Raw genomic sequence first — 14,980 nt, forward strand, 5'->3', positions numbered from 1 at the left:
ACACCTGATCCAAAGAATTGAATTGTAATATTATACAAAATCTATACAAATTACGCTAAATAAAAAACGCAATCACTTAATTATAAGTTGATTGCGTTTTTGTTTGGTGGAGAAGATGGGGCTCGAACCCACGACCTCTTGACTGCCAGTCAAGCACTCTAGCCAACTGAGCTACATCCCCGACCTTGTACTTTTTAGCGAGTTTTGCTTTCGATCAAAAGTTGCGCTAACATACTCATTTTTTTCTGATAAATCTCGGAAATTTCATTATTTATATAAAATTCCATATTGCTAATTGGGATGCTGTAAGGCAACGACCAGGCTCTTAGTGCTTTAGCCACATTATCCAAAGCTTGAATCCCTTGCATGGCTTGATTGCCACCCGACCAACACGTAAAACCAACTACTTTATTCGTTAAATACGCAGGTGTATCTCGGGCTGTTAGTTCCAACCAATCTAACGCATTTTTCATCACACCTGTCATACCCCCATGATATAAAGGTGTTAACCAAATCAAGACATCCGCAGAACGGAAGGTCTCTATAAAGCGGTTAACATCTTGAGGCGGGGTTTCCATGTGTTTGGCTTGGAATATAGGGATCTGATAATCAGATAAGTGTACTTGTTCTACCTCTAGGTCAGCCTTTGTGAATTCGTCCGCATAGAATTGAGCAATACGTCGAGACGTTCTAAAAGATTCTTCATCCAAAGAACCATTAAATATTAAAGCTTTCATAAAACTATTTCGTGTTTTTTTATGGCTTACAATTTACAATAAATATTTGGCACCTTGTATTTTTTAAAAGCCTAAAAAATAAGTGGTGTTATTCAGTTAGAAACTGTTTAGGAATAAACCCAAACATCAATAACAATGTATTGTCTTGGTATAAATTGAGCGTTTGTTCAGCTACATCAAAAGAAAAGGTCTGACCATCTAAGAGTTGAATGAATTCTTTTTCAATCTGTATTCTGTTGTCGTTGAAGGAACAATTTGTTTCTGCAACCTCTAAATTGACAAATTGAATCTTATTCAAAGCCGTATTAATGGCAATCTTACCCGTAAAATAGCCACATCCCGTATAGCCAGAAACTGTATTGTTTTTAAAGTCAAACGTGAGATAAGGATGATACACTCGATCGCTATTTCCTTTGAGTTGAATGAGCTTCCAAGCGTGTTTTTCAATGTAATTAAGCAGCGGATTTTGCGGTTGGATTGAAAAAATAAAAGTTTGTTTTTTTTCATTTACCACGGTTAAGACCGATTGATCCGTAGAAACACGCAGCCTCTGATCACTTATCCCTTCTAAAAATTCACGTTCAAAGTGATTTACATTTTTTGTACAGGACTTATCATTGGCGATAATCACCCCCGTTATAAGTTGGGTATCGTGTTTTCTTTCTTTGATTTGTTTAATAGGCAAAATGTAGTTGTTGCATCCTGAGAACCCTTTTATTTCATTTTTTACGGTGTTGATTTGTAGGGTTGTTTGCCTTTGAATAGGGAGGAACGTATGCGTCGTTTGGGTCAATACCCAAGTGGTATTCAGTATAGAATCTTGAGGTATTTGCGCCATGCCTGTAGCAATCCGAGTTAATATAAAGAGAAGTAAAAAGTAGTATTTATTCATCGAGGCAGTAGTTATGTGTTTTTAGGCATTTAAAGATAGTGAATTAACTCATGCTAAAGAAGATAAAATAATACTTAACAGCACCCTAACATTTAGACTACCCAAACGAGGAAAGCTGAGGTTTAGGATATAAAACGGTATTTTATCTTTTAATTTATCGGTTATAAATTGTGAGAGAAGCATAATTAATTGTAATTTTACCTCCCAAACACAACTCTTTTTATATGGATCCAAAAGTATTACTTACTTCAAAAGAGATTGATATTATTCTTCATCGTTTGGCCTGTCAGTTGGTAGAAAATCATTTAGACTTTTCTCGTACGTTACTGATTGGTATTCAACCCCGTGGTAAATATCTAGCAAAGCGCATACAAGCTATTTTAGAAGCGGAATACAATATTTCAGATATTCCCTTAGGCTATTTAGATATTACCTTTTTCCGCGATGATTTTAGGAGAAATCAAAAACCACTTGAAGCAAATCGAACTGAAATTGACTTTCTTGTTGAAGATAAGAAAGTAGTTTTTATAGATGATGTTTTATATACAGGACGAAGCATTCGTGCAGCGCTTACAGCGATTCAATCGTTTGGTCGACCTGCAGAAATAGAATTATTGGTGTTAATAGACCGAAGATTTAGCCGTCATTTGCCTATTCAACCAGATTATAGAGGAAGGCAAGTAGATGCTTTTGATGAGGAATCTGTACGCGTACATTGGTCGGAGGATGGACTAAGCGATTGTATCTATTTGGAGGAATTTGACAATAATTAAACGGAAAATCTAGTTGAAGTAATGAAAGAATTAAGTGTAAACCACCTATTAGGAATAAAATATATAAACCAATCCGATATTGATTTAATTTTTGAAACTGCCGATCATTTTAAAGAAGTAATCAATCGACCTATTAAAAAAGTACCTTCGTTAAGAGATATTACGATTGCCAATATCTTTTTTGAAAATAGTACGCGAACCAAACTGTCATTTGAATTAGCACAAAAGCGTTTATCCGCAGATGTCATCAGTTTTTCTTCCGCACAATCTTCCGTGAAAAAAGGAGAAACCTTAATCGATACCGTCAATAATATTTTAGCAATGAAAGTGGACATGGTAGTTATGCGTCATAGCCATCCTGGAGCCGCTTATTTTTTGTCTAAGAATGTAAAAGCAAGTATTGTCAATGCAGGAGATGGAGCCCATGAACACCCAACACAAGCCTTATTAGATAGTTATTCTATTCGCGAGCGATTAGGAGATGTAGCTGGAAAGAAGGTGGTAATTGTAGGCGATATTCTTCACTCACGTGTGGCCTTATCCAATATTTTTGCTTTGCAAATGCAAGGAGCAGAAGTAAAAGTATGCGGGCCGAAAACATTAATTCCAAAATACATCGAAAGTTTAGGCGTACAAGTAGAATCGAATTTGCGAAAAGCCTTAGAGTGGTGTGATGTAGCCAATATGTTACGCGTTCAAAATGAGCGTTTGGATTTTAGCTATTTTCCCAACACAAGAGAATATGCCCAACAATTCGGATTGACTAAAGAACTATTAGATTCATTAGATAAAGAAATTGTTGTCATGCACCCAGGTCCTATTAATAGAGGGGTAGAAATTACTTCCGATGTTGCGGATTCACAGCAATCGGTTATTTTAGATCAAGTAGAAAATGGCGTTGCTATTCGAATGGCTGTTATTTATCTTTTGGCATCCAAAATAAAATAGGTATTTTCGTCTATAAAAATAAAGAGAAAATGAAAGTTACAGAACAAGGACATACGAAAGTAATTCAGATTGGAACGGATACAATAGCTGGATTAATACAAAAAATAACAGCGCAATACAGTGTTTTTAGAACGTTTAATCTTGCGATTGATTTAACTACATCCCAAGAGGAAATAACGGAAGAAATGATAGAATTGATCGAAGAATTGGCTGTTGAGCACATGGAAACCGCTAATAAATCGTTTGTAATTATAACTTCAGAAGTCAATTTTAATGATTTTGACGGTGATTTGATTGTTGTACCTTCCAAACAAGAAGCTTTCGATTTAATTGAAATGGACGAAATTCAACGTGATTTAGAATTATAAAGAAGTAAAAAAGGCTTAAGTAATTAAGCCTTTTTCTTTTGTAGGCTGTAGGCTTTTTTGTAACTTACAAGCATAATTATAAAATTTTGACCCATTGAAACTTACTATATTAGGTTGTTATGCAGCAACACCAAGAACAATGACAAACCCAACATCACAAGTTTTAGAGCTGAATGGGCATATGTTTTTGATTGATGCAGGCGAAGGTACTCAAATCCAATTGCGCAAGAAAAAAATTAAGTTTCAGCGAATCAATCACGTTTTTATATCTCATTTACACGGCGATCATTTTTTTGGTTTGATCGGTTTAATATCGACGTTTTCTCTATTGAATAGACAAAGTGATTTGCATGTCTATGGTCCGAAGGGAATCAAGGAAATTATCTTATTACAGTTGCGATTGAGTAATTCCTATACGGGGTACAATCTCTATTTCCATGAATTGACAAGCAAAGAGAGTGAAGTAGTCTTTGAAGATGAGCAAGTTGTCGTTCGAACCATTCCTCTAGATCATCGCGTATATACCAATGGGTACTTATTTGAATCTAAACCAGGAGATCGAAAGTTGAGAATTGGTGCTATTGAAGATTTGGGGATTGAAAGGTGCTATTATTCAAAGATTAAACAAGGAGGAAATATTACCTTAGAGGATGGTACAGTTATTCAAAATGATGCGATTACGTATGACCCTGAACCAACCGAAAGTTATGCTTTTTGCTCTGATACCTACTATTCAGAAGCTATTGTTCCTATTATTCAAGGTGTTGATGTCTTGTATCACGAGAGTACTTTTCTAGAATCAGAAATTCACTATACCGAGCGAACCAAACACTGTACCGCTAAGCAAGCGGCTGCAATTGCAAAAATGGCACAAGCAAAAACCTTAGTTTTAGGACATTATTCTACGCGATATACCGATATAAGTCTCTTTAAAACAGAAGCAGAGGAAGTTTTTGATGGAGCAATTTTGAATGCAGATGATGGTGTTATTTTTGAATTTAATTCCTAAACCAAAACAATGAACGATTTAAGTAATTATAGAAAATCATACGAAAAACAAGTTTTACTCGAAAGTGAAGTTGATTCAAATCCACTCATGCAATTTCGCCAATGGTTCTGCGAAGTAGAAGACTTTGGCGGGGTAGAAGAAGTAAATGCAATGACGGTTTCTTCTTTGGGTTTAGACGGATTTCCAAAAGCGAGAATCGTCTTATTGAAATCCTACGATGAAAATGGATTTGTGTTTTTTACCAATTACCATTCTGAAAAAGGAAGAGCCATAGCGGCGAATCCACAGCTGTGTCTGTCTTTTTTTTGGCCTTCGATGGAACGTCAGGTGATTATTAAGGGAATAGCAAAAAAAGTAACAGAAAATCAATCCGATACTTATTTTGATAGCCGACCTTTAGGTAGTCGTTTAGGTGCTATTGTGTCCAACCAAAGTGAAGTGATTGAATCCTATGAGCAACTCGCTCAAGAGTTAAAAACGTTGGAGCAAATCACAACGGAAGATCAGGTTCATCGTCCCGAATACTGGGGGGGTTATTGCGTTGAACCTGTAAGCATTGAATTTTGGCAAGGTAGACCAAATCGCTTACATGATCGAATCCGCTATACCCTAACCGAAGATAAATTGGATTGGAACATAGAACGTTTAGCCCCTTAAAAAGAGAAATAAAATGAAAATACAAAAAATAATACTCCCACTTCTTGTCGTAGGCTTTATGATTTGGGCTTTAATGGAACAAGCGTCAACACATCCTCGACTATGGGTGCAAGTGATAGGCGTTGCTTTTTTCTTTTTGGCGATGGCTCGTCTGATGCAAAAAACACCAAGTAATGCCCCTAAACAAGCTTTAACTGTTCATTCAGACAAAAAAGCAACGCAAAGTGAAACAGAAGAAGAATATTCGATAACCGAGGTAAATAAAAAACCCTAATTGCAAGTAAGATGTTAAGTAAAGGAGATTTTGTACAAGTATTGGATGAAAACGAAGAAGGCGTTGTCATTAATTGTATTGGTGACCAAGTTACCATTGAAACAAAAGATGGTTTTGTATTGAATTACAAACCATCCGAATTGTTGAAAATAGCAAATGAAGATAAGGTAGATTTTAAATCTGCCAGCACAAGAGGATCTGTTTTAGAAGCTTTAGAAAGTAAAGTAGAATCCCCAAAGCGATCATTTACCAAAGAAAAAAAATCGCGTAAAGATGAGTTTATCTTAGAAGTTGATTTGCATATTGAAAAGTTAACCAAGGACTTTAAGCGCATGGAGAAGCACGATATGTTGACTTTGCAATTGGACACGGCAAGAGGGCAGGTTGAGTTTGCAATTCGCAATCGCATTCCTCGTATTGTATTTATACACGGCTTAGGAGAAGGGGTATTGAAAGCAGAATTAGAGTATTTGTTTAGTCGATATGCAGAAGTGATAGCCGAAGACGCCAATTACCAAAAATATGGCGGTGGAGCTACTCAAATTTATATCAAACAAAATCCGAATCGATAAAAAAAACCGCAAATATTTGCGGTTTTTTTAGGTAGGTATGGATATTTTTTATTTTATAAAATAGTACCAAAAGGCAATATTGTTTTATGAAAAGTCAAATTGTCATATAAAGCTTTGGTAAATACAATATTTCGCAATGTGATTTCGTGAACTAATTTAGGTTCAGCGCCTTCAGCAGGATTAGTCCATCTTGTTTTAATCACAATATCACCTGAGGTAGCTGTCCAATTCTCTACTAAACGATTGTTGTTTGCTGGTGTATTTCCCGGAATATCCCCATCGTTTTCACAAACTTCGGTTAAGTTAATTCCCGCACGGGCATATTGTCTGTAAACTAACGGATTTTCTGCGGTTAGAGGAATTGATTTCTCACCTGCATCCGTTGGAAAATCGGTTGAATTTAGCTGAACTAACATCGCTTCTTTGTCCGAAAGTGTTACCCACTGGGTTTGACACGAATTAATCGTTTTTAAGCTGTTATCGCTATTTAAAAACTTAAATCCTAAAGTGTTAGAATTGTAATTGTTGGTTCCAAAAGGCATGCGGTCGTATTTGATACTCGTTTCGCCATCTTGAAAATTGGCATTTAAAATAGTGAAATTGTATTGGTACGTCAAGCTCACGCTGTGATCGCTAATTAACTCTGTGTTGTCGTTATTTTTGATAGACACCATGCGTTGTGTACGCAGTGTAGCCCCTGGTGACGCAATGATTTCTTCCGTTACATTGGGAGTACTCGGTGCTGGAAAAGTACAAATGGAAGTGTTTTGAACCTTGCCATTGTATTTTCTATAGGTTAAACTGGTTGTGGTTCCATTTATTTCAGTATCTATGACTTGAATACTTTCATCACGCATAATATTATCCATATCTGCGATTAAAATAAAAGCTTCGGTATCTTTTAACTTGTAAAAAACTTTAGCCCCATCTCCTGTATCGGCACAACGGTTTACGGTTGTTACAGTAGAAAAATCAATATTAGTATAGGTCAGCTTGCCATCGTCGCAAGCACTTAATCCAAGTAAGAAAATAGCCGCAGTCAGGGTATAAACTTTTTTCATAAAGTAAATATATCAGTATCGTGAGTACAAAAATACTTTTTTTATCTTAAGTAAGGACATTTAAGAACAGATATAGGTTATTTAATTATCTTTGATAACGTTAAAGATAACTTAAAATAGCCGCGAGTCATGATGAATTCACCGATAACTAAAACAAATTATCCTGCTTTATATACTTTAGTAACTGTATTCTTTTTCTGGGGATTCTTTGCCGCAGGGAATAGTATTTTCATTCCTTTTTGCAAAGCTTTTTTTGATTTAGACCAGTTTCAATCGCAATTGATTGATTTTTCTTTTTATACCGCCTATTATTTCGGTGCACTCTTGCTTTTTTTAGCTAGTGCATGGAAAAAGAGAGATGTTGTAAGTAATTGGGGCTATAAGCGATCAATTGTGTACGGCTTATTGTTTTCAACTGGTGGTGCAATAGCGATGATTTGGGCCGTTCAAATCAGTGTATATGTAGCTTTACTAGTGGGGTTGTTTATTGTTGCTCTAGGTTTTTCACTCCAACAAATTGCGGCCAATCCATTTGCTATTTCACTAGGAGATCCTAAAACAGGTACGAGTCGGGTGAGTTTAGGAGGTGGAATTAATTCACTGGGAACAACGATTGGTCCGTTACTAATGGCTTATGCGCTATATGGTAGTGCAAAAACATTGACGGATGATCAAATCCAACATTTGAGTTTAGGTTCAATGACTTTTTTATATGGGGCTGTGGGAGGCTTATTTCTATTAGCAGCACTGATGTTTTTCTTTTCAAAAAAAATACCCGATAGTAGAAGTGCAACGGAAATAAAACCACCCAAAAAAGCGATGGGATTATTAGTAGGTATGACTATTTTATTAGTTGTTATTTTTATTCCTGTTTTTGGGACCTATAAAAGTGACGCGTATTTGAAGGTTACAACCTTACAAAAGCAACAAGAAGCATTGATTACTGCGATGACTGAGGAACAAAATCTCGAGATTAAAACGGCAAATGAAGCAACGGTAAATCAGCTGAAACACGAAATAAAAGAGACTTTAACGCCTATTGAAAATAAACGTATTTATTTATTAGGAGGGGCTTTAGTTGTGATTGTTGGTAGCATCTGTTTCGCGTATTTTACAAGTCAAAAAAACAAAGAAGGCTGGGGAGCGATGCAGTATCCACAATTGCTGTTGGGGATGCTTGCTATATTTGCTTATGTAGGCGTAGAGGTTGGTATAGGAAGTAATTTAGGTGAACTTTTGAAATTGGAAGAATTTGGTGCACTACAAGCGGTTGAAATTGCCCCTTATATATCGATGTATTGGGGAAGTTTAATGATTGGGAGATGGGCAGGTGCTGTAAGTGTTTTTCAGTTGAGTAAAAGAAACGAGTTATTAGCACTAATTACGGTTCCCTTTGTTGCTTATATCGTTATTTTAGTTGCAAATTATTTCGCCGGTAATGAGATTGAACACTTATATTACTATAGCTTATGTGTGGCAATTCAAGTAGTCTTCTCTTTTTGGAGCAAAAATAAATCAACGCGTACGATGGTGCTGTTTAGCTTATTAGGCTTATTAGCGATGATCGTCGGACTCTTCTCTACTGGAATGGTCGCTATTTATGCTTTTTTGGCTGGTGGGTTGGCTTGTAGCGTGCTTTGGCCTGCTATTTTTAATATTTCAATTATGGGCTTAGGAAAATACACCGCTCAAGGTTCTTCTTTTTTGATTATGATGATCTTAGGTGGTGGAATATTGCCACCAATACAGGGTAAATTAGCTGATATTATTGGAATTCATGAGTCGTATGTAGTTAATGCGGTCTGTTTTGCGTATTTACTGCTATTTGGTATGATTGCTAAAAAAGTTTTGCAAAAACAAAATATAGCCATTGATGATATTGATTAAAAAACGAAGAAAAAAGTATTTTTTTCATTGGTAAATTAGCAGATAGTATTGGAATTCATGAGTCGTATGTAGTTAATGCGGTCTGTTTTGCGTATTTACTGCTATTTGGTATGATTGCTAAAAAAGTTTTACAAAAACAAAATATAGCCATTGATGATATTGATTAAAATGTCAACTAGTTATTTCGTTAGCTTTTTGTACATACAATGTTGAGACCCTTTGATGCCTTGATAAATTCTACCTGAATCACAATACCCTGTTTTTAAGTACAGCTGATACGCATTGGTATTCTCGTAATTAACGCCAAAAACAATTTCCTCAAGGTTTGCGTACTGTTCTTTTATAAATTCAGGAAGTAAAAGCAGCATGGATTTGGCTATTCCTTTTCCTTGAAAATTGGGCATGATAGATAAAGCACGTAATAAGATAGACTCTTTTGTATGGGTGTAAATGAGTCGATCATCTGACAGATCCAGGGAGAAAAATCCAACGGGCTCTTCTTGGTATAGAATACAATATTGCTTGCGAAGCGTGTTTGCCATGATTTCTGGATTGGTCAAAATGTATTTAGGAGCTAGAGCAAAGCTTGACTGTTGCTCATCTAATTCATAAGATACTAAAGCGTCAAAATAGTTGACTTGATAAGGAACTAGCGTAATCATGTTGTTTAACAATTTGGTTTAAAATGTATGAGCCTTACTGATTAGGTTAAATGTGGAATATGAATAGGGTTTTCTTTGAATAATTTTTGAGACATCGTATCTGGAAAGATATCTAGTAATCCTTTTTCGAAGTCATCACCAATTGCACAAGCTAAATCAACAAGTGTAATTTTTTCCATTTGAACATCCGAAGACATGGTAGAATCTACATAGCCAGGATATACGCCAATTAAATCAATCGAAAGGGCATCCAATTCAGGGCGCAAAGATTGTGTAAGTAGATGAGTAGCCGATTTTGAGGCACAATACGTTGCTATTCGCTTGATTATTGTAGCGCTACCAATGGAAAGAATATTGAGAATATAGGTTCTGTCTTGCTTTTGTAAGACAGGCAAAAAAGCATTAATCATATGAATGACTCCAATATAGTTGATCTTCATTTCTACCAACGCTTTTTGTCCGGCTTGTTCACCTATAAAATCAGATTTTAATTCTACACCCGCATTATTGATTAAGATATCCACATCGTTGCATTGTTCCACTGCTTTATGTATGGATGTTTCATCTGTTACATCTAATAAAACAGGAATGATTTTAGTAGGGGAAATGGTGGCTAACTGTTGTAGTCTATCCAATGCTATTCCCGTAGCATAGATTTTATGCGCTTTTCGGTTTACCATTTCTTTGATCAGTGCTGTGCCTATTTCACCATCTGCACCTGTTAGTAAAATGACTTTATTTTCAAATGTTCTTTGGTTCATCTTTTGATCTTTAGCTCATAGTTAGTAATCCGTTTTATCAGTACGGGCTATGCCGTTGACTAGTTTAGATAGAAAATCAAGCTGCAAGGTAAAAATAAATTTAGAAGATTGATTCGCTAGTTACAATAAAAGAAGAAAGAGTAAGTTGAATGATTGATTATAATCAACACCAAAAAGAAAACTGGTATTCTGGAAATAAATAAGGAATCGAGTTTTTTATTGTTTTTTATTTTATAAGGAATGTGAAAATACTTGATTATTTTTAAATAATCTGAGTATGTTTTGAATGAGAAATAGTTGAAGAATTGAGAAAAATAATACTTTTGTTACCTGAAAACAAATCTATTTCGTTTAAAAGAACAATAAAAATGAACATAAAGCTAGTTATTTCAGGATTATTCCTGGTTTATTCTATCGTGGGGTATAGTCAAAAATCACAACCTAAGCCTTCTTATTCTATTACAGATTCTTTAGTTTTGAAAAATTTCACTACACCTACGGTTAGTTTTTGGGAAAAAGATGCGGTGAAAATTAGTTTTGTACCGACTTTGTTATTTGGAGCGTCTGCGGCAACTTGGAATAGTAGAGAAGACATAAGAGAAAAAAGAAATCGATATATTCCTTCGTTTAAATACCACTATGATGATTATATGCAGTATGCCCCAGCGGCAGTTACATTTGGTTTAAAAGCGGCGGGGGTAAAAGGACGAAATGAAGTAAAACGCTCTACTTTGACCTATGCAACGAGTGTTGCTTTTATGGTTCTTTTAGTTAATGGTATTAAATACACTGCTAAAGTAGAACGACCGGATGGTTCTTCCAAGAATTCCTTTCCCTCAGGGCATAGTGCTAATGCGTTTAACAATGCTGCTTTTTTGGATAAAGAATACGGATTGGTCAATCCGGCCTATTCCATTGGAGGATACAGTGTGGCTACCATGACTGCTGTAGGACGAGGATTGAACAATAAGCATTGGGTGTCAGATGTATTTGCGGGGGCTGGAATAGGAATTCTTTCCTCTCAGTTAGCATATTTCTTTGTCGATAAAATTTATGGAAATAAAGGAGATAACTTAAGTATACTTTCTCAGTTGGAAAGCAATGAAAATCCTTCCTTTTTAGCAATGAAATTGGGTGCGGCAAGTGCTTTTGAAAGTATTATCGAAGATGAAGAAGAGGAAACGCTAGCCAAAATGGGATGGGAGGCAGGTTTAGAAGGGGCCTATTTCTTTACCAAAAACTGGGGAGTTGGTGGACAATTTACAGTAGCGGGTTTCCCCTTTAATAAAAGCAGAGTGTCTGTTCCTGTAGATGAAAATACGCCCGAATATATTAAAGATGCAAACATAGTAACCGAATCTCTAGGGAATCTTAATCTAGGAATAGGTCCTTATTATGCCGTTCATTTTTCCGATCGTTGGAACTTGATGATTAAAGGACTAGTGGGATATAGCGTTGCAGCAAATGGACGTGTTGTTTTAAAAATTAATACAACTGATGAAAGCGTAACTCCAGAAGAACAGGAAGAAATTGTTTTGGCTTCCTATAAACCTAAAAATGCCATTCAATTTACTACTGGATTGGCTTTAACCTATAATTTTGCTTCTAATCTCGGCGCAACTATTTATTCTGATTTTAACCATAGTCAATCAAGATATACGTATCATATGAATAAAGATTTTATAGATTCTGATACACCAGAAGTTTTTGTAGAGCGCAGTCCATTTAACTACATGACTTTGGGAATTCGACTAACTGCTTATTTTTAGCGCTCAATGATTAAACTTAGGCTAATCTGCGTTTTCTTGATTTTTGATAATGTTTTGAGCTTGTATTATATGCCTTAAGTTGTGAAAAATAACAATTTTCAAGGTGTCTCCTAAGCGTAATTTAATCCATTTGCTAATAGAAATTGACGTTTTAGTTTTGTTTAAATTAACTGTCTTCGCTTGTTCCAAAAGGGCAATAAGACTGTCTTGTTGCTGAATGAAAACAGTTAAAACATCCCGATTTAAATGGCTATTGCTAGGATTCATTGTTTTAAATGTCTTCATTTTGTTGAGGTTGGCTTTTGGCAACATACTTTTAGCAAAGTAATTACCTAAATATCCGCTTTTGAAAATAGAGGATGGGGTTTGGTATTGTGATGTATTTATTTTGATGGTAATTTCGGGAATGTAAAAATAACCATAGCGATTGAGGTGCTCTATACATTCTAAAATACTCCAACTAGCAGGACGAGGCCTTGTGTGGAGCAGTTGGTCTGGAAGTTTTTGAAACGATATCGCTTCTTTTTTGATCTGATGGGTTAACTCGAGTAAGTTTGAAATGAATGCAGTCGTCTCCATGTTTTTTTTTACAAAATTCACTCTATTTTTCAACGTAACTATTGATTCAAGTCAAGATTTTTTTAATCGAGATAGCGTTTCTGCGGACATACCTAGGTATGCAGCAATGTATTTGTTGGGAATTTCTTGAAATAAAAGCGGACTTCTTTTTAAAACACGTTCGTATCGCGCTTTAGGTGATTTGATAAGTAAGTCTTTTTCGCGTTCCATTTGTTGTAAGATTAGATTTTGTAAAAGCATTTCCCATATCAGCTGATTGTTGCTGTTGCTGTTTATAAATTGAAGGTAATGTTCTTTGTGAATAACTCTTATTGTTGTTTTCTTTAGTGCTTGTATATAAAATTCTGTTGGCTTATTCGTGATAAAACTATCCAAAGCTGCGATAAAATTGTTGCGGTAACCAAATCGAATAAGATGTTCATGATCATCAAGTAGAATAGAAATTTTTAAACTACCAGTTTCAATATAATAGATATTTGTGTCAATACTATGGGCGAGTGTAAGGTATTCATTTCGCTTTAAAGTGATTGTCGCATCCCAGTAATTTCCCTGTTCGAGGTTGGTGTATAAAGAAGTAATGATGTCCATCAATAAAGGTGTTAGAGGAGGGGAAGATACGTTTTAAAGGATTAAAAATAAAAAGATATACGATATAGTATGATAATAGGGAATTGATTTTGACATTATCTTTTTTGTTTTCACTACATTTGTATATTAAATAAAAAAGAGAACTTTTTAAAGCTACTTTTTAAAGGAGAGTAGTAGTAATTGCTATAATTAAATTGCGTAATGAAACAAATATATCTGGATAATGCCGCGACTACTTCTGTTCGACCAGAAGTAATTGAAGAGATGGTGAAAGTATTGAGAAATGATTTTGGTAATCCCTCATCCACGTATTCAATTGGTCGGCATGCGAAAGCGTTAATTGAAGGAGCAAGAAAAACCATTGCGAAACAATTTAATGTAAATTCTTCCGAGATTATTTTTACTTCATGTGGAACAGAGGGAAACAACTGGATTTTGCTTTCTGCTGTACGCGATTTAGGAGTAAAGAGAATTATTACGACCAAACTAGAGCACCATGCCGTTTTAAATACAGTCAAACACTTAGAGAAAACCTATGGTATTGAGGTTGTATTTTTAAATATCAACCCAACCAGTGAGATTGACTATGTACAGTTAGAGGATCTTTTAAAAGATGAGATCAAAACACTAGTTAGTTTAATGCACGTGAATAATGAAGTTGGTACAGAGTTAGATTTGGAAAAAGTAGCGAATTTGTGTGTCGCACATGAAGCACTTTTTCACTGTGATACCGTACAATCCGTAGGGAAGAAAACATTAGATTTAGGGGTTTTACCGATTGATTTTATTGTTGCAAGTGCACATAAATTTCATGGACCTAAGGGAATCGGTTTTACTTTTATACGCAAAAAAAATGTGGTAAAACCAGTGATTTACGGTGGCGAACAAGAAAAAGGCTTACGCGCGGGAACTGAAGGGGTTCATCAAGTAGTTGGTATGGCAAAAGCCTTGGAGATGGCCTATGATTTATTAGAAGATGAAAGTGCGTATATCGCCAATATAAAAGCCTACTGTCAACAGCGTTTACAAGAAGTATATCCAGAAGTGAAGTTCAACGGAAATAAGATTGGATTTTACAATATTCTAAATGTATTATTGCCCATGACCCAAGAGAAAGCAGCGATGATGTTATTTCAATTGGATATGAAGGGAATTGCTGTGTCTAGAGGAAGTGCATGTCAATCAGGAAGTCAAAAGCCTTCCCATGTTTTGGCACAGTTCTTAGACGAAGAAGATTTAAAGAAACCAAGCTTAAGATTGTCATTCAGTCATGAAAATACTAAAGAAGATATCGATAGACTAATTGAGCTTCTACAAGAAATTTAAGAAAAAAATCTACTAATTCCAATTAGTAGATTTTTTTGTTTTCCATTTATTCAAAAAACAAACAAAAAAGAGGTAAAAAAATGTTAATGTAAAAAGCTTTGTTTTACAATAACATTC

Annotated in this window: 17 protein-coding genes and 1 tRNA gene; 10 read left to right on the top strand and 8 right to left on the bottom strand. The window is 35.3% G+C overall.

The annotated features are described in order from the left end of the window. Window positions 1-104: 104 nt before the first annotated feature. The 3 genes from ACMHJ2_RS14135 to ACMHJ2_RS14145 form a co-directional block, all read right to left on the bottom strand. Window positions 105-181, bottom strand: a tRNA-Ala gene (locus tag ACMHJ2_RS14135). Window positions 182-194: 13 nt separating this feature from the next. Next, on the bottom strand, window positions 195-737 hold the full coding sequence (locus ACMHJ2_RS14140) for an NADPH-dependent FMN reductase (protein WP_413513515.1): 543 nt from the start codon (window positions 735-737) through the stop codon (window positions 195-197). A gap of 88 nt (window positions 738-825) precedes the next feature. Further along, window positions 826-1,629 (bottom strand): META domain-containing protein, encoded by an 804-nt coding sequence (locus ACMHJ2_RS14145; RefSeq protein WP_413513516.1) that lies wholly within the window; start codon window positions 1,627-1,629, stop codon window positions 826-828. Window positions 1,630-1,853: 224 nt separating this feature from the next. Here ACMHJ2_RS14145 and pyrR point away from each other — a divergent pair, with 224 nt between their 5' ends. From pyrR to ACMHJ2_RS14180, 7 genes are all read left to right on the top strand, one after another. Next, window positions 1,854-2,402 carry a bifunctional pyr operon transcriptional regulator/uracil phosphoribosyltransferase PyrR gene (gene pyrR, locus ACMHJ2_RS14150; RefSeq protein WP_413513517.1) on the top strand — a complete coding sequence of 183 codons (549 nt, stop codon included), beginning with the start codon at window positions 1,854-1,856 and terminating at the stop codon, window positions 2,400-2,402. Between the two features lie 21 nt (window positions 2,403-2,423). After that, complete coding sequence (locus ACMHJ2_RS14155; RefSeq protein ID WP_413513518.1) at window positions 2,424-3,350, top strand: aspartate carbamoyltransferase catalytic subunit; 927 nt, start codon at window positions 2,424-2,426, stop codon at window positions 3,348-3,350. Between the two features lie 29 nt (window positions 3,351-3,379). Further along, window positions 3,380-3,718, top strand: a complete 339-nt coding sequence (locus ACMHJ2_RS14160) for a ribonuclease Z (RefSeq protein WP_413513519.1) — start codon at window positions 3,380-3,382, stop codon at window positions 3,716-3,718. A gap of 94 nt (window positions 3,719-3,812) precedes the next feature. Next, on the top strand, window positions 3,813-4,727 hold the full coding sequence (locus tag ACMHJ2_RS14165) for a ribonuclease Z (RefSeq protein ID WP_413513520.1): 915 nt from the start codon (window positions 3,813-3,815) through the stop codon (window positions 4,725-4,727). Between the two features lie 9 nt (window positions 4,728-4,736). Further along, a complete protein-coding gene (pdxH, locus tag ACMHJ2_RS14170; protein ID WP_413513521.1) occupies window positions 4,737-5,384 on the top strand; it encodes a pyridoxamine 5'-phosphate oxidase in 648 nt (215 codons plus the stop codon). Between the two features lie 13 nt (window positions 5,385-5,397). Continuing rightward, complete coding sequence (locus ACMHJ2_RS14175) at window positions 5,398-5,658, top strand: hypothetical protein (RefSeq protein WP_413513522.1); 261 nt, start codon at window positions 5,398-5,400, stop codon at window positions 5,656-5,658. Window positions 5,659-5,669: 11 nt separating this feature from the next. Beyond that, window positions 5,670-6,230, top strand: a complete 561-nt coding sequence (locus ACMHJ2_RS14180) for a DNA mismatch repair protein MutS (protein WP_413513523.1) — start codon at window positions 5,670-5,672, stop codon at window positions 6,228-6,230. Between the two features lie 53 nt (window positions 6,231-6,283). Here ACMHJ2_RS14180 and ACMHJ2_RS14185 read toward each other — a convergent pair whose 3' ends face one another. Beyond that, window positions 6,284-7,291 carry a hypothetical protein gene (locus ACMHJ2_RS14185; RefSeq protein ID WP_413513524.1) on the bottom strand — a complete coding sequence of 336 codons (1,008 nt, stop codon included), beginning with the start codon at window positions 7,289-7,291 and terminating at the stop codon, window positions 6,284-6,286. A 132-nt stretch (window positions 7,292-7,423) separates the two neighbouring features. On the opposite strand from ACMHJ2_RS14185, the gene ACMHJ2_RS14190 reads away from it, so the two are divergent. Next, window positions 7,424-9,178: an MFS transporter gene (locus ACMHJ2_RS14190; RefSeq protein ID WP_413513583.1), complete on the top strand. Its 1,755-nt coding sequence runs from the start codon at window positions 7,424-7,426 to the stop codon at window positions 9,176-9,178. 179 nt (window positions 9,179-9,357) lie between these two features. Here the strand turns inward: ACMHJ2_RS14190 and ACMHJ2_RS14195 are convergent, their stop codons facing one another. Both ACMHJ2_RS14195 and ACMHJ2_RS14200 read right to left on the bottom strand, forming a co-directional pair. Continuing rightward, window positions 9,358-9,840: a GNAT family N-acetyltransferase gene (locus tag ACMHJ2_RS14195; protein WP_413513525.1), complete on the bottom strand. Its 483-nt coding sequence runs from the start codon at window positions 9,838-9,840 to the stop codon at window positions 9,358-9,360. Between the two features lie 41 nt (window positions 9,841-9,881). Further along, on the bottom strand, window positions 9,882-10,601 hold the full coding sequence (locus tag ACMHJ2_RS14200; protein ID WP_413513526.1) for an SDR family NAD(P)-dependent oxidoreductase: 720 nt from the start codon (window positions 10,599-10,601) through the stop codon (window positions 9,882-9,884). Window positions 10,602-10,969: 368 nt separating this feature from the next. On the opposite strand from ACMHJ2_RS14200, the gene ACMHJ2_RS14205 reads away from it, so the two are divergent. Next, the gene (locus ACMHJ2_RS14205) at window positions 10,970-12,370 is read left to right on the top strand and encodes a phosphatase PAP2 family protein (RefSeq protein WP_413513527.1); all 1,401 of its coding nucleotides are present in this window, start codon (window positions 10,970-10,972) and stop codon (window positions 12,368-12,370) included. Window positions 12,371-12,391: 21 nt separating this feature from the next. Here the strand turns inward: ACMHJ2_RS14205 and ACMHJ2_RS14210 are convergent, their stop codons facing one another. Both ACMHJ2_RS14210 and ACMHJ2_RS14215 read right to left on the bottom strand, forming a co-directional pair. After that, on the bottom strand, window positions 12,392-12,949 hold the full coding sequence (locus ACMHJ2_RS14210) for a DinB family protein (RefSeq protein ID WP_413513528.1): 558 nt from the start codon (window positions 12,947-12,949) through the stop codon (window positions 12,392-12,394). Window positions 12,950-13,000: 51 nt separating this feature from the next. Then, window positions 13,001-13,537, bottom strand: a complete 537-nt coding sequence (locus ACMHJ2_RS14215; RefSeq protein WP_413513529.1) for a Crp/Fnr family transcriptional regulator — start codon at window positions 13,535-13,537, stop codon at window positions 13,001-13,003. 201 nt (window positions 13,538-13,738) lie between these two features. Here ACMHJ2_RS14215 and ACMHJ2_RS14220 point away from each other — a divergent pair, with 201 nt between their 5' ends. After that, window positions 13,739-14,863 (top strand): cysteine desulfurase family protein, encoded by a 1,125-nt coding sequence (locus ACMHJ2_RS14220; RefSeq protein ID WP_413513530.1) that lies wholly within the window; start codon window positions 13,739-13,741, stop codon window positions 14,861-14,863. Window positions 14,864-14,980: the final 117 nt, after the last annotated feature.

The sequence above is a fragment of the Myroides odoratus genome, assembly GCF_965118575.1.
GTDB classification, from domain to species: domain Bacteria; phylum Bacteroidota; class Bacteroidia; order Flavobacteriales; family Flavobacteriaceae; genus Flavobacterium; species Flavobacterium odoratum_B.